The 21,348-nt window shown below is 62.7% G+C and carries 29 protein-coding genes; 19 read left to right on the forward strand and 10 right to left on the reverse strand.

The features are described from left to right. On the forward strand, positions 1-184 hold a 184-nt coding region (locus tag ACFPOU_RS07625; protein WP_379719057.1), incomplete at its 5' end, for an IS3 family transposase. Here ACFPOU_RS07625 and ACFPOU_RS07630 read toward each other — a convergent pair. Further along, the gene (locus ACFPOU_RS07630; RefSeq protein ID WP_379719452.1) at positions 120-647 is read right to left on the reverse strand and encodes a tyrosine-type recombinase/integrase; all 528 of its coding nucleotides are present in this window, start codon (positions 645-647) and stop codon (positions 120-122) included. The two genes, ACFPOU_RS07625 and ACFPOU_RS07630, sit on opposite strands and share 65 nt — an antisense overlap. Before the next feature lie 257 nt (positions 648-904). Between ACFPOU_RS07630 and ACFPOU_RS07635 the strand changes: the two genes are divergently transcribed. The 3 genes from ACFPOU_RS07635 to ACFPOU_RS07645 all read left to right on the forward strand — a co-directional run bounded on the left by ACFPOU_RS07635 (position 905) and on the right by ACFPOU_RS07645 (position 3,915). Then, positions 905-1,756 (forward strand): N-6 DNA methylase, encoded by an 852-nt coding sequence (locus tag ACFPOU_RS07635; protein WP_379719059.1) that lies wholly within the window; start codon positions 905-907, stop codon positions 1,754-1,756. Positions 1,757-1,838: 82 nt separating this feature from the next. Continuing rightward, positions 1,839-3,059, forward strand: coding sequence for an adenine nucleotide alpha hydrolase family protein (locus tag ACFPOU_RS07640; protein WP_379719061.1), 1,221 nt, complete (start codon positions 1,839-1,841; stop codon positions 3,057-3,059). Between the two features lie 259 nt (positions 3,060-3,318). Beyond that, positions 3,319-3,915, forward strand: coding sequence for a hypothetical protein (locus ACFPOU_RS07645; protein WP_379719063.1), 597 nt, complete (start codon positions 3,319-3,321; stop codon positions 3,913-3,915). A 38-nt stretch (positions 3,916-3,953) separates the two neighbouring features. Here the strand turns inward: ACFPOU_RS07645 and ACFPOU_RS07650 are convergent, their stop codons facing one another. After that, positions 3,954-4,988, reverse strand: coding sequence for a DUF6166 domain-containing protein (locus ACFPOU_RS07650; protein ID WP_379719066.1), 1,035 nt, complete (start codon positions 4,986-4,988; stop codon positions 3,954-3,956). Positions 4,989-5,043: 55 nt separating this feature from the next. Then, positions 5,044-6,249 carry an AAA family ATPase gene (locus ACFPOU_RS07655; protein ID WP_379719069.1) on the reverse strand — a complete coding sequence of 402 codons (1,206 nt, stop codon included), beginning with the start codon at positions 6,247-6,249 and terminating at the stop codon, positions 5,044-5,046. 182 nt (positions 6,250-6,431) lie between these two features. Here ACFPOU_RS07655 and ACFPOU_RS07660 point away from each other — a divergent pair, with 182 nt between their 5' ends. The 8 genes from ACFPOU_RS07660 to ACFPOU_RS07695 all read left to right on the forward strand — a co-directional run bounded on the left by ACFPOU_RS07660 (position 6,432) and on the right by ACFPOU_RS07695 (position 11,357). Further along, positions 6,432-7,271, forward strand: a complete 840-nt coding sequence (locus ACFPOU_RS07660) for a hypothetical protein (protein ID WP_379719072.1) — start codon at positions 6,432-6,434, stop codon at positions 7,269-7,271. A 103-nt stretch (positions 7,272-7,374) separates the two neighbouring features. Continuing rightward, positions 7,375-7,845, forward strand: coding sequence for a hypothetical protein (locus ACFPOU_RS07665; RefSeq protein WP_379719075.1), 471 nt, complete (start codon positions 7,375-7,377; stop codon positions 7,843-7,845). Between the two features lie 15 nt (positions 7,846-7,860). Beyond that, complete coding sequence (locus ACFPOU_RS07670) at positions 7,861-8,322, forward strand: hypothetical protein (protein WP_379719078.1); 462 nt, start codon at positions 7,861-7,863, stop codon at positions 8,320-8,322. Between the two features lie 74 nt (positions 8,323-8,396). Continuing rightward, positions 8,397-8,852: a hypothetical protein gene (locus ACFPOU_RS07675; protein WP_379719081.1), complete on the forward strand. Its 456-nt coding sequence runs from the start codon at positions 8,397-8,399 to the stop codon at positions 8,850-8,852. 44 nt (positions 8,853-8,896) lie between these two features. Beyond that, on the forward strand, positions 8,897-9,649 hold the full coding sequence (locus tag ACFPOU_RS07680; RefSeq protein ID WP_379719084.1) for a hypothetical protein: 753 nt from the start codon (positions 8,897-8,899) through the stop codon (positions 9,647-9,649). Positions 9,650-9,727: 78 nt separating this feature from the next. Then, positions 9,728-10,279 (forward strand): hypothetical protein, encoded by a 552-nt coding sequence (locus ACFPOU_RS07685; protein WP_379719087.1) that lies wholly within the window; start codon positions 9,728-9,730, stop codon positions 10,277-10,279. A gap of 12 nt (positions 10,280-10,291) precedes the next feature. Next, the gene (locus ACFPOU_RS07690; RefSeq protein ID WP_379719089.1) at positions 10,292-10,909 is read left to right on the forward strand and encodes a hypothetical protein; all 618 of its coding nucleotides are present in this window, start codon (positions 10,292-10,294) and stop codon (positions 10,907-10,909) included. 229 nt (positions 10,910-11,138) lie between these two features. Continuing rightward, positions 11,139-11,357 (forward strand): hypothetical protein, encoded by a 219-nt coding sequence (locus tag ACFPOU_RS07695; protein ID WP_379719092.1) that lies wholly within the window; start codon positions 11,139-11,141, stop codon positions 11,355-11,357. A 22-nt stretch (positions 11,358-11,379) separates the two neighbouring features. Here ACFPOU_RS07695 and ACFPOU_RS07700 read toward each other — a convergent pair whose 3' ends face one another. Then, on the reverse strand, positions 11,380-11,763 hold the full coding sequence (locus tag ACFPOU_RS07700; protein WP_379719095.1) for a hypothetical protein: 384 nt from the start codon (positions 11,761-11,763) through the stop codon (positions 11,380-11,382). Between the two features lie 82 nt (positions 11,764-11,845). Next, complete coding sequence (locus ACFPOU_RS07705; protein WP_379719098.1) at positions 11,846-12,607, reverse strand: hypothetical protein; 762 nt, start codon at positions 12,605-12,607, stop codon at positions 11,846-11,848. Here ACFPOU_RS07705 and ACFPOU_RS07710 point away from each other — a divergent pair. From ACFPOU_RS07710 to ACFPOU_RS07730, 5 genes are all read left to right on the forward strand, one after another. Continuing rightward, positions 12,606-12,743: a hypothetical protein gene (locus tag ACFPOU_RS07710; protein ID WP_379719101.1), complete on the forward strand. Its 138-nt coding sequence runs from the start codon at positions 12,606-12,608 to the stop codon at positions 12,741-12,743. The genes ACFPOU_RS07705 and ACFPOU_RS07710 overlap by 2 nt on opposite strands. Positions 12,744-12,926: 183 nt before the next feature. Continuing rightward, entirely contained in the window at positions 12,927-13,823 is an 897-nt protein-coding gene (locus ACFPOU_RS07715) for a recombination-associated protein RdgC (protein WP_379719104.1), read from the forward strand. Continuing rightward, positions 13,820-14,149 carry a hypothetical protein gene (locus ACFPOU_RS07720; RefSeq protein ID WP_379719107.1) on the forward strand — a complete coding sequence of 110 codons (330 nt, stop codon included), beginning with the start codon at positions 13,820-13,822 and terminating at the stop codon, positions 14,147-14,149. Before ACFPOU_RS07715 ends, ACFPOU_RS07720 begins: the two co-directional genes overlap by 4 nt. A 67-nt stretch (positions 14,150-14,216) precedes the next feature. Further along, on the forward strand, positions 14,217-14,846 hold the full coding sequence (locus tag ACFPOU_RS07725; protein WP_379719109.1) for an N-acetylmuramoyl-L-alanine amidase: 630 nt from the start codon (positions 14,217-14,219) through the stop codon (positions 14,844-14,846). Between the two features lie 77 nt (positions 14,847-14,923). After that, positions 14,924-15,382 (forward strand): hypothetical protein, encoded by a 459-nt coding sequence (locus tag ACFPOU_RS07730; RefSeq protein ID WP_379719112.1) that lies wholly within the window; start codon positions 14,924-14,926, stop codon positions 15,380-15,382. 51 nt (positions 15,383-15,433) lie between these two features. Here ACFPOU_RS07730 and ACFPOU_RS07735 read toward each other — a convergent pair whose 3' ends face one another. The 4 genes from ACFPOU_RS07735 to ACFPOU_RS07750 form a co-directional block, all read right to left on the reverse strand. Then, the gene (locus ACFPOU_RS07735; RefSeq protein WP_379719115.1) at positions 15,434-15,892 is read right to left on the reverse strand and encodes a hypothetical protein; all 459 of its coding nucleotides are present in this window, start codon (positions 15,890-15,892) and stop codon (positions 15,434-15,436) included. After that, a complete protein-coding gene (locus ACFPOU_RS07740) occupies positions 15,889-16,260 on the reverse strand; it encodes a hypothetical protein (protein WP_379719118.1) in 372 nt (123 codons plus the stop codon). Before ACFPOU_RS07740 ends, ACFPOU_RS07735 begins: the two co-directional genes overlap by 4 nt. A 198-nt stretch (positions 16,261-16,458) precedes the next feature. Beyond that, positions 16,459-17,115: a VRR-NUC domain-containing protein gene (locus tag ACFPOU_RS07745; RefSeq protein WP_379719121.1), complete on the reverse strand. Its 657-nt coding sequence runs from the start codon at positions 17,113-17,115 to the stop codon at positions 16,459-16,461. Then, positions 17,112-17,693, reverse strand: a complete 582-nt coding sequence (locus tag ACFPOU_RS07750; RefSeq protein ID WP_379719124.1) for a hypothetical protein — start codon at positions 17,691-17,693, stop codon at positions 17,112-17,114. Before ACFPOU_RS07750 ends, ACFPOU_RS07745 begins: the two co-directional genes overlap by 4 nt. 102 nt (positions 17,694-17,795) lie before the next feature. Here ACFPOU_RS07750 and ACFPOU_RS07755 point away from each other — a divergent pair, with 102 nt between their 5' ends. Then, complete coding sequence (locus ACFPOU_RS07755; RefSeq protein ID WP_379719127.1) at positions 17,796-20,042, forward strand: hypothetical protein; 2,247 nt, start codon at positions 17,796-17,798, stop codon at positions 20,040-20,042. Between the two features lie 29 nt (positions 20,043-20,071). On the opposite strand, the gene ACFPOU_RS07760 is transcribed toward ACFPOU_RS07755, so the two are convergent. After that, entirely contained in the window at positions 20,072-20,560 is a 489-nt protein-coding gene (locus ACFPOU_RS07760) for a hypothetical protein (protein ID WP_379719130.1), read from the reverse strand. A gap of 234 nt (positions 20,561-20,794) precedes the next feature. On the opposite strand from ACFPOU_RS07760, the gene ACFPOU_RS07765 reads away from it, so the two are divergent. Next, positions 20,795-21,286, forward strand: a complete 492-nt coding sequence (locus ACFPOU_RS07765; RefSeq protein ID WP_379719133.1) for an Hcp family type VI secretion system effector — start codon at positions 20,795-20,797, stop codon at positions 21,284-21,286. Positions 21,287-21,348 lie beyond the last annotated feature (62 nt).

Here is a 21,348-nt window from a genome sequence, read left to right on the forward strand (position 1 = left end):
CTTCCAGCTCCTGAAACGGGAGCGAATCAGGCGCAAGACGTACGGCACACGGGAAGAAGCAAAGCGGGACGTATTCGATTACATCGAGATATTTTACAATCCAAAGCGCCGGCACAGCTTCAGCAATGACTTGTCGCCGGTCGAATATGAAAAGCAGTATTTCCAGCGGCTCGCGAGTGTCTAGAAAACTCGTGGCGATTCACCAGGTAATCGACAGGCTCGCCGGCCCAGCTCATGCGCCGCTTGGTGTTGAGGTGGAACTTGTACCCCTTGTGCGTCAAGATCAGCTTGCTCGACGGCTCCAGGCCTCGATAGCGGCCCGGATCGCCAGTCGTGCGCAAGTACCGCGCTATCCGGAAGTCCAGGTATCGATCTAGCGCCGAGATGGCCTTTGCGTGGCTCAGGTAGATGCAGCGCTGCCGGCAACCTTTCGTGATCGCGGCGCGAAGGCTAATTTCGTCGCGGAGAGCACCGGAGGGGAACAGCAAATCCTGCACTTCAATTTGCGCGATTTCGGTCACACGCATGCCGGCCGTTAGTCCGAGAAGAAGGACCAGGCAGTCGCGTTCTGGGTGCCTGCTGGTAGCGGCGGTGACGCGGAGAAGGTGACGTATTTGCCCCGGCTGGAGCGAAGTGGCTTGGGCCATGTGAACCTCTGAATAGGACGGATTGAAGACGGATTCAGAGGGAGTCGGGTATCGACTCTTTTTCCAGCATAGCATGGCCCAGCTCCAGTGGTTCTCGGAAAAGCCCCCATCCTTTTGCAACCACGCCCGGCCCAAGCTGGTGTAATCGGCGCATTCCAACGCAGCCCATCCCCCATGCTCACCACCGCTCCTGGCCTCCCCACCTACTCTTGCGCGCGCCCATGCCGCCGGGCCGCACGCCACTCCCAGGGGGCCGTATGAAACGTGATCTGGATCCAACCCTCGCCTGGCGCGCACATGCCGCTTCGGCTGTCGCTGACCTGGATAGCGCCTCGAACCTGTCGAAGCAGGCGACGCAGCACCGCACCAACATCATCAAGCTCATCGACGAGGTCGGCCGGCGCCACAGCCGCCACACGGTCTTCCGTGACTTCGTGACCATGAGCGCGGTGGCCTTGAGCAAGGCCGACCTGCGCCAGGCCGAGGCCCGCGAAGAGCTATACATGCAGACGGTGGCCAAGTACACCCGCGAGGAAGCGCGCCAGATCGCCCACATGTTCGCCGAGCTGCAGGAAGGTCTGCACGTGGCGCCGCGGGACATCTTGGGCGAGATCTTCATGCAGCTGGAGATCGGCAACAGCCGGATGGGCCAGTTCTTCACGCCGCACCACATCTGTGAGCTCATGGCCTCGCTCACCATCTCGGACGACATCGAGGCAAAGGTAGCCAAGCACGGCTTCGTTACCGTCCACGAGCCGGCGTCCGGCTCGGGCGCCACGGTCATTGCGATGATGCTGGCCATGCAGGATCGGGGCCTGAACTACCAGCGCCACGTCCACGTGACCGCGGTCGACCTGGACTCCACGGCCGTGATGATGGCCTACGTGCAGCTCTCCCTGATGCACGTGCCGGCCACCATCGTGCACGGCAACACGCTCACCCTGGAGAAGTATTCGCAGTGGTACACGCCAGCGCACATCCTGGGCGGCTGGAACTCGCGGCTGGCCCATGCACAGGCGCAGCGCGCGGCCGAGCGCATGCTCGTTGCCGAAGACGGCGATGCTCAAGCCGATGACACGAGCGAGCCTGAAGCGCCCCGCGCGGGCTGACCTCCCTGCGGGCGTGGTTGCAAGGACAGCGAATGCCCGCGCCGCCTACCATCGCCCCATCTGAAACCTGCCCGAGTCCACCATGAACGACCGCGTCTTCCCCGTCCAGCTGCTCACACGCCACTTTGGTGCAGAGATCCCGCCCGTTGCTGTGACACCCGAGATCAACGACCTTCTCGCAAGGAACTCCGTTTGCGCGGTAGGGGCAAGTGGCGGCAAGGACTCAGACGCCTGTGCGATCGCTGTGCACAAGCACCTGAACGCGATCGGCCACACCGGGCCGCGTATCCTGGTGCACTCTGACCTTGGGCGCATTGAGTGGGCCGAAAGCCTGCCACAGTGCGAGCGCCTGGCTGCGCACCTGGGCTGGGACCTGCTCGTCGTGCGGCGCCAGGCCGGCGACATGATGGATCGGTGGCATGGCCGCTGGCAGAACAACGTGGCTCGCTATATCGACCTCTCGTGCGTGAAGATGATCCTCCCGTGGAGCACGCCTTCGATGCGCTTCTGCACGAGCGAATTGAAGGCAGCTGTTATCTCCAGCGCCCTGAAAAAGCGGTACCCAGGCCAGCACATCGTCAACGTGGCCGGCATCCGCCGCGAGGAGAGCGAGAACCGGGCGAAGGCGCCGATCGCGAAGGAAGATCCACGCCTGAAGCGTAAAGGGCTGGAAGGCTACACCTGGAACGCGGTCATTGAGTTCAACCTCGACCAGGTGCTGGGCACGATCGCGTCGTCAGGGTTGAACCTGCACGAGGGCTACTCGAAGTACGGGATGTCGAGGATCTCGTGCGTGTACTGCATCATGTCGTCGGAAGCTGACCTGATGGCCTCGGCCGGCTGCGTGGACAACCACGAGGTCTACGTCGAGCTCGTCGAGCTCGAAATCGAGTCAACCTTCGGGTTCCAGGGCAACCGGTGGCTGGCCGACGTCGCCCCCCACCTGCTCACGCCCAACCAGCGCCTGGCCGTCGTCGACGCCAAGGAGCGCGCCCTGCTGCGCCAGGGCGCCGAAGCGAAGATCCCCAAGCACTTGCTCTACACGAAGGGCTGGCCAACCGCGGCGATCTCCAGCCAGGACGCAAACCTGCTTGCCGGCGTGCGCCGCGAGGTGGCTGACCTGCTGAACCTCAAAGTCGGATACGTGACTGGCGACGAGGTGGCGCATCGCTACAGCGAGCTGCTGCTGGAAAAGGCCCTCAAAGATGCTGCGAAGGCCGAAAAAAAAGGGCTACATGCAGTTCAGGAGGAGCTGGAAGATGAGGATGACGAGATGGCGAACGAAATAGTCTCGTGCCGCTGATCCACCATCGTTTGAAAGGCGTGCAAGCTGCGACGCCGTATTTACAGCAATACTCACCAATTGTAACCGAAGGATTGCATTGCAGGTAAGTGTGTGCCTACATAGAGACAACTAGCGCATTGATTCGAGTTCACAGAAAGCCTATTAGTTGATGGAAATCTACATATCTCGTAAAGTCACGTTTTGCCCAGCGGCAATATTTTTAAGGACGACTGAAGGTGGCTCGTCTGGCCAGGAATCAAAGGAAACGGGATTAGAAATGAGCAGTCAGATCGACCTTGGAATGCAGCAAGCACGCAGCACGAACCTCTTTGAACTCGCTCCCTGTGTGGACGCGCTGCTGGCTTCGGCGCGGCAGGACGAAGCATTGATGGACGCCCTGGCGGCGGCCGATAACATGGCCATGTGCAGCCTTCTGCAGTCGGAATGGACGAGCATTCTGGCGGTGGATCCAGAATTCGCGGCACGCGTGGAAGACGCCGATCCGCACGTTTGCGATCTCGACACGCTGGCAGAGCTGATCGCCCTGGCGCCGACAAGCGCGATTCGCCAGGTGCTCCGCGAGACGGCATACTGCCGCGAACAAATGGCGACCGCACTGGGCCTCGATTACGCCCCGGCTGCCGACCGTGCAGAGATGGTGCTCACCGGTGCGAACGCCGAGTGGGAAATCCTGCTGGGCGCCCATCCCGAGTTTTCGGCCTGGCTGAACATGTCCGACCGCTTCACCTGCTCCCGCGCGACGTTGATCGATGCGATGCTTTTCGCACCGACATCGACGATCCGCCACGTGATGCGCGAAACCTTCTGCTTCCGCGAGATCGCGGCAATGACCACCTCCCAGGAGCACAAGTAACTGTTTGCCGGCCGGGCGCTCGCGTTCGACCAACATTTCTACCGCGGAGCCTCCGGCGCTTCGTCTTCCTGGATTTCACTAACCGGCTGCTCTCCTTCGAGTGGCCCAGTCGAACCCGGCAGCTCAATGAAGTAGCTGGAGTATTCCCTCTCCGTCTTGTGATAGCTCTCGGCCCATGACCCTATGTCCTCAAGATTAAGGTCGTACGGAATTTGAGCTAAGGCTTTCAATATCTCTTCTTTACCGAACTGCGCCTCCTTATCACGCTCCAATCGGCTAATAAGGTAATCCAGTGTTCGTGTAATTTCATTCTCGTTCGGGCGGCGTCCGCAGAAAAAATGGGTCAGTAACGAGGCTGCAAGAAGTTTTGGCCCTGTACCCGGATACCCCCATTCAAAGGTTCCTGGCGACGGAACCACATCCTTCCGCATTTCCAACGGATGCCCTAGCTGGCCGTATCCCCCCTCGAATATAGCTATACACGCCCCATGAACCTTCAACAGCCGATATTGCGGCTCTAAACAATGCGGGGCTCGTACCGTAGAGTAGAGATCGGCTGCCGTCTTCCAACCCCAAGCCATAGACTGTGCCGTTGACTGCGCGATGGCATCGTTCACCTTTTCCCGCACCCTCTTCGGGCTGAGCTTGCGAAAATCGGCGTATGTCCGACCGTCGGCAAGGCTAAAGAAGTAGTAGTCCGTCCTTTCTTCCCACTTGTCAATGATTTCACTTGCATCAAATAGATAGTGAACAGCCTCTTCTTCATCATCATGTGTATGAAGGAAAGCTAGAAACGCTCGACGCGGGGATGTGCCGTCCTCATTAAATAAGTAGTGCCTAGCAATTTTTACCTGGTTCTTACCTTCAAAATACTTAGCTTGCACAGTCGCGAATTGCAGGGGCGTTGCCCGGTCGGCCTGAATATCCTCCTGCGTTTCATATTTTCGCTGAACCATTAAGTCAGCCGCATCCGCATCGACTGGACGAAGTATCGTCCAGAAGTCTTTCGACAATATAACGTCGGACAGTTTCTGTCCCAGCTGACCGTTCTCCTGCTTTGCAAAATCCCGCATAGCTCTCCAAATAGAATTTAAAGTTCGATACTGATTGCGATGAACAAAGGGCGCCCTACATCCTTGGAGGCTCCGCCTCCTCTTGCTCACTGGCATCTTCTAGATCCGGCCCGACCGGTGGCCATATCCCGTCCCTCTTCCTTTTCTCAAACCACTGGTACATCCCAGTGTCGTCCAGCGCATACTCGCCCTTTGCCGACTTCCACATGAGGGACGGCGTCTGCTGGCGCAGGGAGGCGATCGCTGCCTGGGCCTTCTGCGCGGTGATCTTCGTGCCGGTCTTCTCGCGGTAGAAGGTGAGTGCCTCCGCGTCATACGGCCGGAACCTGTCCTTCTGCTCGAACATGCGCCAGAGCACCGCTTGCTCGATCGGCCGTAGCACCAGGTAGGCCGACTCCATCGCACGCTCGTCGTTGGCGCGCTCCGATTCGGCCAGCTCCAGAACGTCTCGCTCGAAGCCCTGCGCCGGGGAGTTCAGTGGATTCAGCACCTTGCCCAGGACGCGCAGGAACGGCTGTGGCCGGTGCGCCAGGCGCTGGAAGGCATCCCAGAGCGTGTCGACGTCGATCGGCATGATGTGCGGGTAACTGCGCCCGACCAGGCTGGCGATGTGGACAATGAAGTCGCGGTCGAGCTCGGGCATGCGTGAGATGGCCGAGCCGAAGAACGGAGCGGCGTTGCTGTTCACCAGGCGCAGGAGCTTGTCGCGGTCGGAGCCCGACATGACAAGCAGCAGGCGCGTGTTACCGGGGCGGTTCAGCTGGTCGCGCGCCGACTTCAGGGCCGTCATGGCGGTCTCGCCCTCCTCGCTGGTGAGGGAGTGCTGGGCTTCGTCGATGATCAGCGCCACCGGCTTGCCCGACATCTCGCACAGCGCGCGCAGCGCATCGGTGAGCGTCGCGCCGTCGATCTTCTTCGTGTCGATCTTCATCCAGCCGGCAATATTGAGCTCGTCCACGCCAGCGGCCTTGGCCGTCTTTGCCACGATCCCAAGGTGCTTTTGCAGCTCGGCGGCCACTGCATCGGCGATCAGGGCGCCAGGATTACGGCTCTTGTCGCTCCACAGGTCGACATAGACAACGACCCGACCAGTGCGATCCAGGGCCGGCCGAAGCTCGTTCTGGAGGAAGGTGGACTTGCCCGTGCGCCGCGGGGCTGCCAGGAAGAGTCCGTTCGAGGCGTCGCTGAACGGGTTTCTCCCTGTCAGGTCTGCAACCAGCTGATCGGCCAGGAGCGGTCGAGAGTAGTAGAAGACGTCCATGCTTTATTTCGCTTTATTCAGGATTTAATAAAATTATTGTACACCCAATAAAGCAAAATAAAAGCAACCAGCGTGGCCGGGCTTGCGGAGCAATTCCTCCTGGCTCTTAGCAGGGCGTGGTTGCACTGCAGAGCCTGCTGCTGCGCGCTACTGTAGCGCACCACAACCCCACGACTCCTGCCATGACGACCACTTCCAACGAAACAGCCGCTGCCGGCGCCAACCCCTCGGTATCGCGCTTCTCGGTCGAGCTTATCATCCGGGCCTTCCGGGTCACGGCCACGAACCGCCTGATCGCGAGCAGCTACGCCGCCTCCGACGCGCGCGAGTTCCTGGCGAGCTGGAATTACACGGTCGGCCGCGTTTGCCCGGCGGCAGCGGACGAGCTCACCCTGACGGCGACGACGCTGCCGATCGCCATTCACGTCCAGAAAGACCCGGTGCCCGACGGCGGCCGCGATCGTCTGTACACCTGCGACGCGTCGTACACCGTCGTCGTCGACGCCACTGATCGCTACCCGGCTGGCGAAGCCGCGCTGCGCCTGGTGTCGGAACCATCCAGAATTCCGGCACAGCTCGCGAGCTACCGCGACCAGGCTTTCTGGGCCAAGCTCATGCCGGTCGCACGCCCGACATTCGAGCGAATGGCCGAGGTGCTGCGCCGACGCGGCTTCGATGCGAAGGTGCGCGCCAGCAGCGCCAGCGACGCCCAGGCCTTCCTCGCGATCGACGTCGAGGCTGACGGCGAGCAGATTGGTACGCTGGCGCTGGTCAAGCACGTGGCCGGGCCCACTGACGCCGAGCGCCCAGCCTTGAGCCCGTGCCTGCATTTTGTCGGGGCACATGACGTCGAGGCCAGCTCGACCCCTGGCGACCATCCGGACGTCTGGCTGAACGACGCACAGGTCTCGGCCGGCGACATCGCCTGCCTGGACATCGATGCCTTCGACTCGTTCTTCGACCTGGTACTCGACCAGCGCGACGAGGCCCGCGCTACCGCGGCGCCGGCGGCCTACGCTTGAGCAACCCGAGGCGTGGTTGCACAGTTAAGCGGCCGCGCCTCCGATACCATCTTTGCACCGATTACAGGCATTGCGCCATCCAGAAGCTGAAGGAACCGAACCGATGAATCCACTTGAGAGCCAGGCACAACGTGCCGATTCCGCCGCCATTGCCGCGATCCTGAACGACACTCGCGACGAGCCGCTGCGCAACAAGGCAACCCGAATTGCCCTGCACGTGCTCGCCCTGGTGCCGGGCATGGCCAACCAGCGCAGCGACATCATGATGACCTCGCTCGCACGTTACGCCGGCAAGAGCTATGTCGCCTGCAGCAACCACGATCGCACAGTCCTGTTCATGGGCAAGCACGCCTTCGTTCTCAGCCGTGACGATGGCGGCGTGCCCTGGGTGAACAGCGAGCGCATGTACGTCCCGGACATGAGCTACTTCAAAGGCCGGGTGCGGCTCGACGACGGTCTGTCGGAGCAGCTGCTGGAATACGTCGAGTTGCTGATGGAAGCCGAGCGCCGGGCCGTCGAGGTGGCGCTGGAATACGCGGCCGAAGAAGAGCCATGCCATGCACCGGCACCGTGAGACAGCGAGATACCGATGACCGACGGCACTGATTTCTTCGTCCAGACCCTGATCACCCGCGTGGCGAACGACTGCAGCTCGGCGCGCGCGCGCATCCGCGTTGCCACGGACATGCGGCACGTGAAGCATGCTTCCGACGTTCACACCAACCCCATGATCCGGGCACTGCCCCAGGTACGGCAGGATGTGCGCAGTGTGCACGACGCCGCCGAGAAGCGCATGGATGCCCTACTCGACCAGCAGCTGCAGAAAATGGCCGCCTGCGCCACCGGCGACGAGATCCGCGCCGAGCATGCGCGCCTGCTCCGCAACGACTGGTGCTTCCTACGCGGCGACTTCTCGCGGATCTACCAACGAGCCGATCGCGAGTACCTCCGCCTCCTGCACCGGGCCGAGCGGCAGCCGGCGCCAGCTGCTCCCCTGGAAGACCAGGAGCCGGCCGCAGACGACGAGGAAGGCTTGGCGCCGGCGCCCTGACCGACCTGGTGGGCTTGCAACCACGTATCGCCAAGCCCACTACCATCGCTCCACGTACTCACCCTGGAGCAGTCATGAAACCCTTCCACTTCAATATCCGCGCCAACGGCATCTACGCCGATGGCTTTGTCGACCGCGACGGCGTGCAGGTGGGCGACACCTTCGTCTACGAGCTGCGCGCCAAGATGGTCGGCGCCGCCGGCCGCAACTGGTCGAAATCCCAGAATGCAGAACTGGCCGCAAGCCTTTCGAGCGCGGAGATGGACGCCATCATGTCGCCGGTCGACCATCCGCACGTGCAGGTTGAATACGACACCAACTTCTACGGCGGCAACTACGCTGGCCAGGGCGAGCGCGTGTACGTGCCGGAGGCCTTGATCGACCTGGTCGGCGGCGATGTCGCGGTCGCCTTCGCCAAGCTGGCCCGCGTCGACGCCGTCCACATGGTCGGCTATACCGGCGACGAGCGCTTCGACGCCGACGGCGAGCCGCTCGAAGAATTCGCCCTGGAAGCGGAGCGCTGCGCGTAACGCGCGGCCATCGCCTGTCCCTACCCATCCTAATCGGAATCCCTATGTACTCGATCCATCAATTGAGCCATACCCAAATTTGCGTCATGAAAGTCGGCGTCGAAGACACCTTGCCCGAGGCGGTACGCTTTGCGAGGCAATACCACGGCCTGAAAAAGCCTGACGTCACGCTCACGATCGAGATCGAGGGCACCGGGGTGCCGGTGTTCTCGTTCTCCAATCGGCGCATCATGGGCGACTTCACAAAACAACGCTGGGATGGCCCCAAAGGGAATGACGCGATCGAGTGCGGCGAGGATCGCTTCGACGCTACCCTCTATATCCTGTCGATGCCTTACGAGCAGGTCATCGCCATCAAGGATGACCACGACTCGTCCGATCAGATCGGCCAAGCCCATGTGAACTGGGCCGGGCCGCACCGCGTCGAGATCGTCGACTCGATGTGCGACTTCTTCGGCGTCTCCAAGCTGGCGGAAATCAGTCGCGAGCATTTCACCTTTGTGGTCGGCTGCCGCCAGCAGGAGATCGCCGACCACCGGCGCGCCGAGCAGCTGCGCCAGCAACCCCCGAAGCGAATCCAGACGCCCGAGGAAGCAGCTCGCGATCTCGTCGCCGCCCTGGCGAACTTGTCCGCAGCTGATCCGGCGCTGGCCCAGGCCCAGTTAAACGCCGCGATCGCGCGGAGCCGCCAGATTATCGGCACCGCGGCCGAGCATGGCTGGGATGTCGCGGCGGTCGCTGCCCAGGACGCCGACGACGCCGCAGACGAAATGTCCTCGCCGGGCACCCGCCACTGAACGTGAACGGTCGGGGGTGCAACCACGTATGCGCACCCCCGATAAAGTGGCACCGTTCGATTACTGACGAGGCCACACATGCTTTCCACCTGCCCTTTTGACCCAGCCGCCTCCGCGCGCCGGCGCGAAACCGAGCCTTCCTGGCGCCGCTTTCCTTCCCTCTGGGAAACCCTCCCGGCGAAAAAGGCGGGCTTCCTCGACGGCTTGGTGCAGATGCACACAGGGCAATCCCAACCGGTTACCACCGCCATCGCTTCCGCCGCCCTGGATAAGTTCTTCGCCGAGCGAGCCCCTCATAGCCTCTACCCGTACGTGTGGGTGCGCAACGCCCTGAACCCTGTGCCAGACGCCCGTGGCATGCACTCCTGGGTGCATGAAGTGCTCGTTAGCTACGAGGCCTCCGATATGCCCGACGACGCCCCGATCCGCTTTGCGAACGGCGTGCTGGAGACCATGAACATGAAGACGCTCAAGTTCGGCTCGACCACCCGCTTCGGCGGCGGCGCGCGCGACCTGGTGGCGCAACACTGCGCGTACGTCCACATCGGCCCGGCCGCGCGCCTGGAAGCGGATGGCGCGCCGGACGAAGACGAACACGATACCGAATTAGCCTCTGGCCCAACCCCCTGAATGGACAAGAACATGACCGATACCAACCAATCCTGGCACTTCCATGCTCCCTCGCGCATGGTGCTGGGCGAAACCGAGAGCGACGTGATCTGCTTCCTGGCACCTCGCCAGGATCAAGCTGTCGGCCAGCTGCTGGCCTCAGCGCCGATGCTCGCCGCAATCGCCCACGACCTGCGCGGCCAGCTCAGTGAATCCCTAGTTGCTTGGAAAGGCGAGGAAGACTCCGTACAAGAGGAACACGCGGAACTGATCGCCGAGCTGCAGGCGGCGGACAAGCGGGCCGATGAAGTCCTGGGCGCACCTGGCGCGGCACTTTCTGCGGACACCCTGCGCGCCCTGGCAACCGCCCTGCTGGAGAGCGCCCACCAGATCGACGGGCGCCAGCCGTATGTGGTGAACCATGCGCACCGGCACGGCGACACGATGTACACGCTCTGGTCGGCCACGCCCCCGAGCGAGGAGCAGATGGCCAGCTTGCTTGAGGAAGAATTCGAGGAAGACCGCGGCGAGACCCTGGAATATCACGCCATGCAGATCCGCGAGATGACCGGCGTACGCGACATCCCTCCTGTGACCACCCCTGATGAAGAAGAGGAAGAAGATCTCGGCTACGGCCCGGCTTCGATGTGACTAGGATGCACGCACCAGCAATCAACGCAAAGAGCCCGGCCGCGCACAATAGCGAGGCCGAGCAGCTCTATACCTACTTGACAGGCCTGGCCAGCCTGGCAGCCTTCCCGGTTGCGAAGCTGCCGAGCGACATGCCGTATTCCTGGGCGCAGCTACACGAGCGGCCCAGGAGCGCATCGGCGAGCTGCTACCCCGTTACTGCGGTTTTGGCCTGGGAGAGGTGGTCGACGTGGCCGACAAGCCCGCTGGCGTGGGCGCAGCTCGCGTCGAGAGCGTCTTCATCAACGAGGCAGGCTCCGCCTCGATTCTGCTGCGTGCGGTCGACGCCGATGGAACCGACCTCGATCAGCAGCTGCAGTTCCCGCTGTTCTACGCCCGGTGCGCCATGGCGCCGAGCGACTTGGCGCAGGCTGATGCAGAGGATCCACCGTCAGCGCCAGCGCCATAACGCTCCGGCGCGCTCCTTCCCTTCAAACCCACTGCTGGATGACGCGCACGCGCTCCAGCAGTGTCTCTTCCGGCACCACGCCCTCGCCCAGCCGCGGCGACTGCAGCATCGCTTCCAGCATCGCCCCGCCCAGCTTGGCCAGGCCCGCGTCGCCGTTCGCGAAGGTTTCCGGCCCCATCATCGCAGCGAACTTCTCTTCCGGCGCCAGGGTCTGCGCAAGCGTCATTGCGATCACCAGGCCCTGGGTGAGATCCACCGCCTTGAGCTGGAAGCCGGGCTCGCCGCGAAGACGGTCGTCGAGTCGCTCGTCGCCGAGGGAAGCGGCAGTTTCACGGATCATTGCCTCGACGTGGCGGTGAGGAATCCTCATATCCGCAATCGCGGCATTCAGTGTCGTGTTTTGCATGGTTGCACCTAAAAAAATGGCGGCGTCTCAAATGCGACGTCGCCGGGGAGTGGCGCCAGCTGGCGCCGGTTAAGGATTGCGATCAGCGGTTGCCGTAGCTCTCGCCGCGCACGGAATCATTCTCGGCATATTCGTCCACAATCCGGGCGCCGCGCGTGACGCGCACCACGTCGCCACGACGCATGTCGTTGGCAGTTACGCGTGCCTGCGCCATTTTGTGCGACGCCGCGAAATAGTGAACATCGTAGCCGCGCGAACCCATGTGCTCCACTGCGCTGACGAACGTGCTGCGCGCCGACTCGAACTCGGTCTGTGCCTGGCGCTGCTGGGCGCGGGTGGCGGCCTGGCGCTGGACGACGCCGCGGGCACCAGGTTCGAGCACCGCATCGTCATTTGCCTGCTCGGCCGCGAAGATGGCACGTGCGTAACCGTCGCGGGCAGCCAGGAACATGCCTTCCATGGCCACCAGCTTCGACATGCGCTCGTCCGACAACTGGGTCGTACCGCTCGGCAGCTGCATCTGGCGCTCGACAACGCGCGACTGGATCATGCGCGGCTCCGCACCTGAAACCCGCGTGTTGCTCCAGCCCGGCGAGATCACCGGGCCGATCGAGCTGCCGCTGGAGACGAAAGTGCGGCCGCGCTGCGTCGGCGCCGAATCCTGCTGGAGGGCCTCGGCCGCCCAGACACCTGCGGCCACGCCGGCTGCCGTTGCCGCCTTCTTGCCGCTGCCGCCGCCGATCTGGCTGCCGATCGCGCCGCCAACGACGCCGCCGAAGACGTCTGCGGCCGTGCGCATCACCTGGTTGTTCTGCGCCTGGGCTGGCGCCGGTGCTGCGGTCATGCTGATCGCCAAGCCGGCGATGACGGCCGTAGCGGCAGCGGACATGCGTTTTGCGAGACCGTCGTGGCGCGATGCCTGGATGGCAGTGGCCGACATGGCGGATGCGAAAGCACTGGCGAAAGCACGGGATGGCTGACTGGACATTACCTGTTCCTCATGTTGTGGTTTTGACGCCCCGATCCTACGCGCGAGCGCCGCGCGTGGTTGCAACACCACCCGGCTCTCTCAAACCGGCGTGGTTGCAACAATAATACCTACAGGCAATTTTTGTTCTGTATTATAGTCATTCCATCGAACTCATAGCGAAGGAACCTGACAAATGTTTTTCCGTAACGCCCAGATTTACCGCCTCCCCGCCGGCTACGATATGACGGCCGAGCGCCTGATCGAGCTGCTGACTCCGCAAACCTTCCGCCCAGCCACCAGCGCCGAACTGACGACCTCGGGCTGGACGCCGCCCACCAAGGACGGCGCCCTGGTTCACACCGTCAACAAGCAGCTGCTGATCGCCCTGCAGACCGAAAAGAAGCTGCTGCCAACGTCGGTCATCAACCAGGTAGCCAAAGCGAAGGCGAGCGAGATCGAGGATACCCAGGGCTTCCCGGTCGGGCGCAAGGCGATGAAAGAACTGAAGGAGCGCGTCGCCGATGAGCTGCTGCCACGTGCGTTCGGCATCAACACGGTCGCGCACACCTGGATCGACCCGGTGAACGGCTGGCTGGTCGTCGATGCCGCAAGCCCGTCGAAAGCCGACGACGTCGTCAAGATGCTGCTCAAGGCGATCGACCGGATGCCTCTGGAGAGCCTGCGCGTGCAGCGCTCGCCGGTCGCCGTGATGACCGGTTGGCTGGAAGCGGACGAAGCTCCCCACGGCTTCACGATCGACCAGGACACCGAGCTGCGCGCCACTGGCGAAAGCCGCGCCGCCGTGCGCTATGTGAAACACTCGCTCGATCCAGAAGACATCCGCCGCCATATTGCAGCGGGCAAGCAGTGCACCCGCCTGGCGATGACGTGGAAGGACAAGATCAGCTTCGTCCTGACCGAGACGCTGGCCATCAAGTCGATCAAGCCCCTGGACGTAATCCGTGAAGGCGGGAGCGCCGCGCGCGACGACCTCGAACGCTTCGACAGCGACATGATGCTGATGACGGCCGAGCTGGGCCTGCTGCTGGCTGACTTGGTGGAGGAACTGGGCGGGGAAGCGAAGGCATGACCAAGAGGCCGAGCTTCCAGTACCCGGCCGCCGAGCTCGTCACCCGCGCCGCCGTCGATCGCGCCTTGAAATACTTCCAAGGTATCCGGACGCCATCGAACAGGGCCGAGATTCAGCGCAAGGTGAACGCCATGATCGACGTCGGCGGCCTGATGCTGTTTCGGCACCGGGAGAGCCTGCTGCTGGCGGCTCTCAACGACGAGCAGCGCGCTGTTCTGGCCGAGTACCAGGCGGTTGCATCGGCACCGCAGGCAGCCAACGACACCCCATCACCACATGAAGCCGACCTCGACGCTAACCCCATCGAAAGCCCGGCGTTCCACTAACCAGCCTGGGGCAGTCGTGACGTATCATGCGACTGCCCTTCCCACCGCACTACCGGACTATCCCAACATGAAACTTGCCAGCGCCATCTTCCTGACCGCCCTGCTCGCAGCAGCCAATGCCTCCGCACGGGTCGACGCCGTCTATATCGATAAGGGGCTGCTTGGCCCCCGCCTGCCAGAGGCCGGGCCTCTCGCGGAACCGTTCCTGGAGCACAAGCTGGCCGCCCACCTGACCGAGGCGCTGCGCGCGCGCCGCATCAAGGTGCTGGAAAGCTCCAACGATCCCGCGCCGAACCTCTTCGGCCTGGGCACCCTATACGTCTCGCTGTCATACACGCGGATCCCGGACGGCACGACCAAGCCCGAGCGGTACCGCGGCTATTCCCTCTACGTTTCCCAACGCGACCCCGCTTTTGAGCGAAGCCTGGGCTGCTCGTGGCAGGTTGGGCACGCGCTTTCAAAGGCCGGGGAGAAGCCCTGGTCGAATCGCACCGGAAATGCACCGCCCCTGCTCGACCCAGCCGGTGTACGGGGCAATGACTCCATGACGGCGCCAAAGTTCGTGAAGGGGCCTTCTGTCTTTCTGGAAGCTGGCGTGATGGTCAGCGAGGAAGAAGTCGCACGCTTGGCCGAGCCGGCGACGCTCCAGAAGATGGCAGACGCGATCGCCGAGGGAATTGACAACTGCACGCTTTGATCGGCGTTCCTCCGGATATACGACGACGACCGCGCGCACTGATCCACCGTTTTGCAATTTTTTTAAACTGTCCCGCCATGAGCCAAATCGAACTAGCTGTCACCCTTTCCCGCCGACTCGAATCACTGCTGGAACAACAGCATCATGCCTCTGGCAAAGGCCTGCACGAAAAAGTCTCCAGCGTCGAGGCCAAGCTGCCCGCCGAATTGGTCAAAACGCTGCGCTATATCGCGACGATGCGAAACTCCGTTGTTCACGAAGAGGGCTTCGTTATCGACGATCCAGCGAGGTTCTCAGCACAAGGTGATGCCGCGCTCAGACAGCTCGGCGGCGCGCCAATGTCGAGCGCGATGAACGGCCGAGCCGCTGGCCCATCTCCCTGGACGTTCATGGACTGGGTAAAGATGGCGATCTTGATGGCATGCACTGCGGCTGGCACGACGGTTGGCGTCATGATTATCGGCGGCTTTATGGGTGCCGGCATCGGCTGTTTCCTTGGGTTCGCCCTCGGCGGACACATGGTCGGCGACAAATAACGCAGGCCTTTTTCTAGTTATCGAGGGACGCGTCAGCGCGAACGTGATCACTTACGCCCGCTGACTGGACCAGGCGAAGACCGGCGCCACATCCTCATTGTCGTAGAGCGGCTCCCACCAAGCCTGGAACTCCGGGAAATCATCTGTGCCATGCTGCAGCACCAGGTCGGCCCACTTCCGAGGCAGCAGCGCGTGCGGCGCGAGCAGGTCGACCACCACGGGCACGCCGAGTGCCAGCGGCTGCTCCACCAAAACTCCCTCACGCGTCAGCAACAGGACAGGCGCCTCCTCCTGGCTGATGAAGTGCGGGGTGATCACCTGCATCCGATTGGCCTCCTCGTAGGCGCCGTGATCGGTGTGCATCGACAGCCAGGCCGACGCGAGCAGACCCTCGGCCGCACCTACCCTGCACGGATAGACCGGCGTTTCGTTCGCGAACTCAAGCGGCTGCCAGGCGCCGTCGACGTATGCATCGATCGGCATTCTTGCGGATGACTGGGATCGCATCATGGCCACGTTTTCACGATATTCAGGCTACCACCGTCGACAAAGGAGAGGATCGCGTACGCTCCCTTCTCCTCGATCAGCGCCACCCGCGCCATATTCACCAGGGCCGAGCCACCATTGCTTGCAGATGCAGTGTTGTAGACCTGCGCCGAAGTCAGCTGATTGAACATCCGTGCCAGCGTTGCCAGGTCATCTGTCGGCGCCAGAACCGAGCCGCCGGCGAGATCAGCCGCCATCGTGAGCAAGCACGCGCCAACGCGATCCGGCCCAGATGGGACGATATAGTTGATGTGCTCTGGATTGACGCGAGCATTGTGGATGGTACGGTCAGTGCGCTGGGTAGGCAGATTTTTGAAGGCGTTCAGGTTCATGTATTTCCTTTTCGTCAGCTACCGGCCAACTGTCGGGCGCGCGGAGGCGCAGATAATTTGCCGGGTTGTCCTGGCTTTGGTGATGTCCGGAATAAATTATATGGCGGCGCTCCGCCCTGATTTTTGTTAGCGGCCGTTTTTCCGGAAAACTTGCTTTTCACGCGCAAATAGTTCCCTCAAGCCCGGCGACTGCAACCCTCACCCCGCCGATTGCGCTCGCCTGCCCACCAGATACGCCGCCTGCCGGGCGGCCGCGTAGCTCGTGCTGTGCGGGCACGCCCATGCCAGGAAGCGGCCGACATGCGACATGAAGTCCTCAAGCGTGTAGCAGACGGCCGTGTAATAGCCAGACGCCTCGAAGACCTGGAGCCAGTCGTCCTGCTGCTCCGTCGTTTTGTTCGACCCGACCTTCATCTCGATGGCCAGGCCTGACCAACCATTGAAGGGCAAGGGCAAAAGGACATCGAGCACGCCTGGCTTGACGCCCATTGCCTTGAGCTTGCCGGCCGCGCCGCGCGGACGCTTGCCGCCGTTGGGAACGTGGATAATCCATTCCAGGATCGGGTGCGCCGGCCGCATCAGCTCGATCCATTGGAAGCAGCTGATCTGCAGGTCGTCTTCGGACACCTTCATCGGCGCTGGCGATCGCGCCCTGCGCGGTGCCTTCCTGGCAGCTGCTTCGGGCGCAGCTGCGGCGACCGCCGGCACAGCGAGGGGTACCAACGCTGCTGCTGGCGCCGCTTGCCGCTGCCGGGTCGTGTTCAGTTGGCCGCCCACGCTTGCGGAAATCCCGCGTGTGCGCGCCAGCACCTGCTGAAGATCTTCCTCACTGGAGAAGCGCAAATTCCTGCTCATGCCGCCACCATCGTCGCAGCGTAGGCGGCGCGCACCAGGCCAGCGTGCACGCGCACCGTGTCGCGGCTCATGAGCTGCGCCCGGACACGGGAGGGCAGCTCATCACCGCGCACCAGGTACCCGATGTTGAGCCCTGGGCTCCCGCTATCGACGCACCAGGTGACCCCTTCGGCGTCGGTCGCCCTGCCGCTGCGCGCGCGGGCAAACCAGTCCGGGGCGAAAAAGTATGGTTCCCGCGGCAACCGCAGGGGTGTTTTCTTAGTGCTCAGCTGCCAAAAGCAAGGATCGTAGAGATCGTCGCCGATCTGCACCGCCCAGTGCATCGGAATTGAACCTGGGATCTGCTCCGGGTCATTGCGCCAGCCGATGTGTACGAAGCTGGTGCCGCCGTCCATATAAGCGAGAAGCTCGACCAGCACAGCTTTGATCGGCACGCTTGGTACAATCTCGGCCAGCGCTGCGGCAGCAATCTTCGCTGCTCTATGGCAGGCGACACGCCAAGCGTTATCCCCTCCGAATCTTGCGGACATGTAGAGATCCATGGCGCGGTCGAACTGGGCGATTACGTCTGTCTGCATGAAAATAGTTACCGGGTTATTTGCGAGAGTGTGTTGCGTTTCATTATCATGGTAACGCACAGACAGGCACTCTCACAACGAACCGATAGAAGGCAGCACGATATGTTTACACGGGAAGACTGGACGCTGTTTCGCAGCTTGGGCACGCTCGGCCAGAAGGCCGGCGTACCTCTGCGCCGCCTGGCCGCGCTCGTGGTCAAGGAACTGGTCGACAACGCGCTCGATGCTGGCGCGGCCGCGCAGGTGGAAAACGACGGCGATTGGATCTACGTGGTCGACGACGGCCCTGGCCTGCCGGGCGATGCCGCGGCGATCGCCAGCCTCTTCTCGATCAAGCGCCCTCTCACTTCGTCCAAGATGGTGCGGGTGCCTTCCCGCGGCGCCCTGGGCAACGGCCTGCGTGTGGTTGCCGGTGCCGTACTGGCGTCCGGCGGTGGCCTGTTTGTCGAGACCAGAGGCCGGCGCTTCGACCTGGCGCCGCGCGATGACGGCAGCACCGACGTCGAGGTGACGCCAGCGCCAGGCCAGACCACCGGCACCAGGATCGGCATTCGCTTCGGGGACACCATCCCGGTACCGCACGACGTATTGAGCTGGTCGGAGATCGCGATCGCGATGGCGTCCATGGGCAAGGCGTACAAGGGGAAAACGTCACCATGGTGGTACGACACCGAGAGCTTCTTCGAGATGTGCAAGGCGGCCGGCGACCGCCCGCTGGCTGACCTCTTTACCGTCTTCCGCGACGTCACGCCTGCTGTTGCCACCGGGCTGGTTGGCTCGACGCTATCGAGCTCGATCACCCGTAGCCAGGTGAACACGCTCCTGACGCACCTGCGGGAGCGCTCGGCCGCGCCGAAGCCAGCGGCACTGGGCAAGCTCGGCGGCCTGGGCGACGAAATGGCGCATGCGCACGTGGCCGGCGAGATCGAGCTCGGTACCGGCATGACGGCCCACCTCCCATACAGCATCGAGGCGCTCGTCGAGGTTCTGGATGCCGACGCGGATGACCAGGTGATCGCGCTGGTGAACCGTACGCCCATCACCGGCGAGATCAAGGTGCTTCGCCAGAAGGCGCATCAGGTCGGGATCATCGGCTGCGGCCTTGGCCACGTCTTCGATGTCGGCCGCAAGCCTGTCCGCATCATCCTGAACGTCACGACGCCTTACATGCCGATCACCACCGACGGCAAGGAGCCCGACCTGCACCGGTATCTCCAGCCGCTGGCGCTGGTGATCGAGAAAGCGTCGCGAAAGGCCAAGCGCAAGGATAAGGCAGTGGCCGGCGCCCGTTTCTCGCAGAAGGACGTGATTATCGCGAACATGCAGGACGCGATCGCCAAGGCAAGTGGCAATGCGGCGTATCGCTACTCCCTGCGCCAGCTTTTCTACGCGGTGCGCCCGTACATGCTGGAGCAGATCGGCAAGGAGCCCGACTACAACTATTTCGCCCAGGTCGTCACCGACATCGAGGCGGAGCTGGGTTACGACCTGCCGGGGCTGTACCGTGACGCTCGTGGCGTCATCTACCACCCGCATACCGGGCAGGAGATCCCACTGGGGACGCTGCACGTGGAAAAATATGAGCGCCCCGAGTGGACGTTCAACAAGATCCTCTACAGCGAAAAAGAAGGTCTGTTCTCCATCCTGAAGGACACCGGCTGGCCCGAGCGCAATGACTGCGCCCTCTTGACCAGCAAGGGCTTCGCCTCCCGCGCGGCCCGCGACGTCCTTAACCTGATCGGGCAGACGCAAGAGGAGATCTACTTCTTCTGCATCCACGACGCTGATGCATCGGGCACGCTGATCTACCAGGCACTGACCGAGGCCACGCGCGCGCGCGGCGCCCGGAAGGTACACGTCATCAACCTCGGCCTCGATCCAGAGGAAGCGATCGACATGGGCCTGCAGATCGAAAACTTCCGCGAGCTGGGCGGCAAGCGCGATCGGCAGCTGCCGGTTGCTGAGTACGTGCCCGAGCGCTGGAAGCGATGGCTCCAGACTCAGCGCGTTGAGCTCAACGCGATGACCTCGCCAGAGTTCGTGCGGTGGCTCGACATTAAGTTCGAGGCCTACGCCGACAAGGTGGTTCCTCCGCAGAAGGTGCTGCGCGACCAGCTCGACGAGAAAACGCAGCAGGAGCTCAAGCGCCTGATCGCCGCCGACATCCTGGCCGCCGGTGGCTTCGAGACCCGCGTGAACGAAGCGATGGCGACAGCTCGCGAGAAAATGCAAGAGCTCGACCTGGATCGAATTGTTCGGGAAGGGCTCTACAAGGCGCCAGAACAGCGCTGGGATCGACCACTGGACTCGACCGCGACCGACGTCGCCACAGGGGCTTGGAGAGCGTAGAGAACGTGGTGGCAGACCACCCGCTGGCTCTAGCTGTCCGTAATGCCCGCCTCGACCAGGATCGAAGGCATTACCTCTTCTGCACGGCGCTGGCGCATTTCGATCCAGCCGAGTGCATCGGAATCGCCGCTGTAGGTTGGGCCGGTGAGCACCGGAAAGCCTGGCGCGGCAAAAAACGGGGTGTAGCGCACGGTGCGCCTGAACCATTTGCGAGGGGTTGTTTTCGCGATCATGGCGACGAGCTCGTACTTGTCGAAGTATAAGAAGATCCGTCCATCCAGAATGCACTGGGTCATCCGCAGCATTGCAGCAGCTGCGCGCTCTGGATCAGGATCAAACCGGACGGGCTCTGGGTTACTCAGATCAGTCATGTCCAGCGCAGCAACGGAAACACCCGCCTTTTCAAAGAAGCCAAGTGTCCGGAACCAAATGATTGCCTCGGACATACCAAAATGCCCTGCCGGGCCAACATCAGCCGCCGCTACCGCCCGCTCTATCCTGTCGAATACTTCCTGCATTTCCTGTCGCCCTTGTATAGAAAAGATCCATCATCTGCCATGGTCGCCGCCGCTGGTGCGCGCGGGTTGACATTGTGAAGGTGCCTACGGCTCAGGTCAATTAGGCTTTGGGCCGCGATGCCGGGCCGCTGTTTGCGCTTCGTGGCCCTCGCCAAAGCGAGCTCATGCGCGAGGGCAAACAAACCGAGACGCGCCGGCGGCAAAATCGATACACCATCACTCCGGGGAGGCAGCATGGCAGCAGATATTTACCTTCAGATCGACGGCGTAAAGGGCGAGTCCCAGGACTCGAAGCACACGGGCTGGATCGAATGCGATTCGGTGAGCTGGGCCGTCACCCAGCCCAAGAGCGCCAACGCTTCCTCCAACGGTGGCCACACCGCAGAGCGATGTGAACTGACCGAAATTTCGATCAGCAAGATGGCCGACCTGACGTCGCCGCTCCTCCTGCAGCTATGCGCCCAGGGGAAGACCATCCCGAAGGCGAAATTTGAATTGATGCGCGCCGACGGCGCTGGAGAGCCGATCAAGTATTACGAGATCGAGCTTGAGAACGTGCTGATCGCCCACGTGGCGCCGAGCGTCGCCGCCGGCTCGATCATGGGCGAAAGCATCGGCCTGAAATTCTCCAAGGTGCGCTGGAAATACACCCAGCAGAAGATCGGCGGGGGCGCAGCTGGCAATACCACCGGCGGCTGGTGCCTGGCCACGAATCGCCATGTGTGATCGCCCCCTGCCTCCGGACGGTGCCTGGCCCGGCCGCCCGGCACCGGCCGCCAGCTCGCCGT

The organism is Massilia jejuensis, assembly GCF_042656795.1.
Classification (GTDB): Bacteria; Pseudomonadota; Gammaproteobacteria; order Burkholderiales; family Burkholderiaceae_D; genus Telluria; species Telluria jejuensis.

Bases quoted from the DNA above. Each gene is read 5' to 3' on its own strand.
- ACFPOU_RS07690 (WP_379719089.1), top strand. From the start codon at position 10,292: ATGACCGATACCAACCAATCCTGGCACTTCCATGCTCCCTCGCGCATG.
- ACFPOU_RS07685 (WP_379719087.1), top strand. From the start codon at position 9,728: ATGCTTTCCACCTGCCCTTTTGACCCAGCCGCCTCCGCGCGCCGGCGC.
- ACFPOU_RS07735 (WP_379719115.1), bottom strand. From the start codon at position 15,892: ATGATGCGATCCCAGTCATCCGCAAGAATGCCGATCGATGCATACGTC.
- ACFPOU_RS07650 (WP_379719066.1), bottom strand. From the start codon at position 4,988: ATGCGGGATTTTGCAAAGCAGGAGAACGGTCAGCTGGGACAGAAACTG.
- ACFPOU_RS07655 (WP_379719069.1), bottom strand. From the start codon at position 6,249: ATGGACGTCTTCTACTACTCTCGACCGCTCCTGGCCGATCAGCTGGTT.
- ACFPOU_RS07645 (WP_379719063.1), top strand. From the start codon at position 3,319: ATGAGCAGTCAGATCGACCTTGGAATGCAGCAAGCACGCAGCACGAAC.
- ACFPOU_RS07740 (WP_379719118.1), bottom strand. From the start codon at position 16,260: ATGAACCTGAACGCCTTCAAAAATCTGCCTACCCAGCGCACTGACCGT.
- ACFPOU_RS07680 (WP_379719084.1), top strand. From the start codon at position 8,897: ATGTACTCGATCCATCAATTGAGCCATACCCAAATTTGCGTCATGAAA.
- ACFPOU_RS07705 (WP_379719098.1), bottom strand. From the start codon at position 12,607: ATGACCGCAGCACCGGCGCCAGCCCAGGCGCAGAACAACCAGGTGATG.
- ACFPOU_RS07725 (WP_379719109.1), top strand. From the start codon at position 14,217: ATGAAACTTGCCAGCGCCATCTTCCTGACCGCCCTGCTCGCAGCAGCC.
- ACFPOU_RS07720 (WP_379719107.1), top strand. From the start codon at position 13,820: ATGACCAAGAGGCCGAGCTTCCAGTACCCGGCCGCCGAGCTCGTCACC.
- ACFPOU_RS07635 (WP_379719059.1), top strand. From the start codon at position 905: ATGAAACGTGATCTGGATCCAACCCTCGCCTGGCGCGCACATGCCGCT.
- ACFPOU_RS07660 (WP_379719072.1), top strand. From the start codon at position 6,432: ATGACGACCACTTCCAACGAAACAGCCGCTGCCGGCGCCAACCCCTCG.
- ACFPOU_RS07710 (WP_379719101.1), top strand. From the start codon at position 12,606: ATGCTGATCGCCAAGCCGGCGATGACGGCCGTAGCGGCAGCGGACATG.
- ACFPOU_RS07630 (WP_379719452.1), bottom strand. From the start codon at position 647: ATGGCCCAAGCCACTTCGCTCCAGCCGGGGCAAATACGTCACCTTCTC.
- ACFPOU_RS07760 (WP_379719130.1), bottom strand. From the start codon at position 20,560: ATGCAGGAAGTATTCGACAGGATAGAGCGGGCGGTAGCGGCGGCTGAT.
- ACFPOU_RS07670 (WP_379719078.1), top strand. From the start codon at position 7,861: ATGACCGACGGCACTGATTTCTTCGTCCAGACCCTGATCACCCGCGTG.
- ACFPOU_RS07640 (WP_379719061.1), top strand. From the start codon at position 1,839: ATGAACGACCGCGTCTTCCCCGTCCAGCTGCTCACACGCCACTTTGGT.
- ACFPOU_RS07715 (WP_379719104.1), top strand. From the start codon at position 12,927: ATGTTTTTCCGTAACGCCCAGATTTACCGCCTCCCCGCCGGCTACGAT.
- ACFPOU_RS07750 (WP_379719124.1), bottom strand. From the start codon at position 17,693: ATGCAGACAGACGTAATCGCCCAGTTCGACCGCGCCATGGATCTCTAC.
- ACFPOU_RS07730 (WP_379719112.1), top strand. From the start codon at position 14,924: ATGAGCCAAATCGAACTAGCTGTCACCCTTTCCCGCCGACTCGAATCA.
- ACFPOU_RS07755 (WP_379719127.1), top strand. From the start codon at position 17,796: ATGTTTACACGGGAAGACTGGACGCTGTTTCGCAGCTTGGGCACGCTC.
- ACFPOU_RS07665 (WP_379719075.1), top strand. From the start codon at position 7,375: ATGAATCCACTTGAGAGCCAGGCACAACGTGCCGATTCCGCCGCCATT.
- ACFPOU_RS07675 (WP_379719081.1), top strand. From the start codon at position 8,397: ATGAAACCCTTCCACTTCAATATCCGCGCCAACGGCATCTACGCCGAT.
- ACFPOU_RS07745 (WP_379719121.1), bottom strand. From the start codon at position 17,115: ATGAGCAGGAATTTGCGCTTCTCCAGTGAGGAAGATCTTCAGCAGGTG.
- ACFPOU_RS07700 (WP_379719095.1), bottom strand. From the start codon at position 11,763: ATGCAAAACACGACACTGAATGCCGCGATTGCGGATATGAGGATTCCT.
- ACFPOU_RS07765 (WP_379719133.1), top strand. From the start codon at position 20,795: ATGGCAGCAGATATTTACCTTCAGATCGACGGCGTAAAGGGCGAGTCC.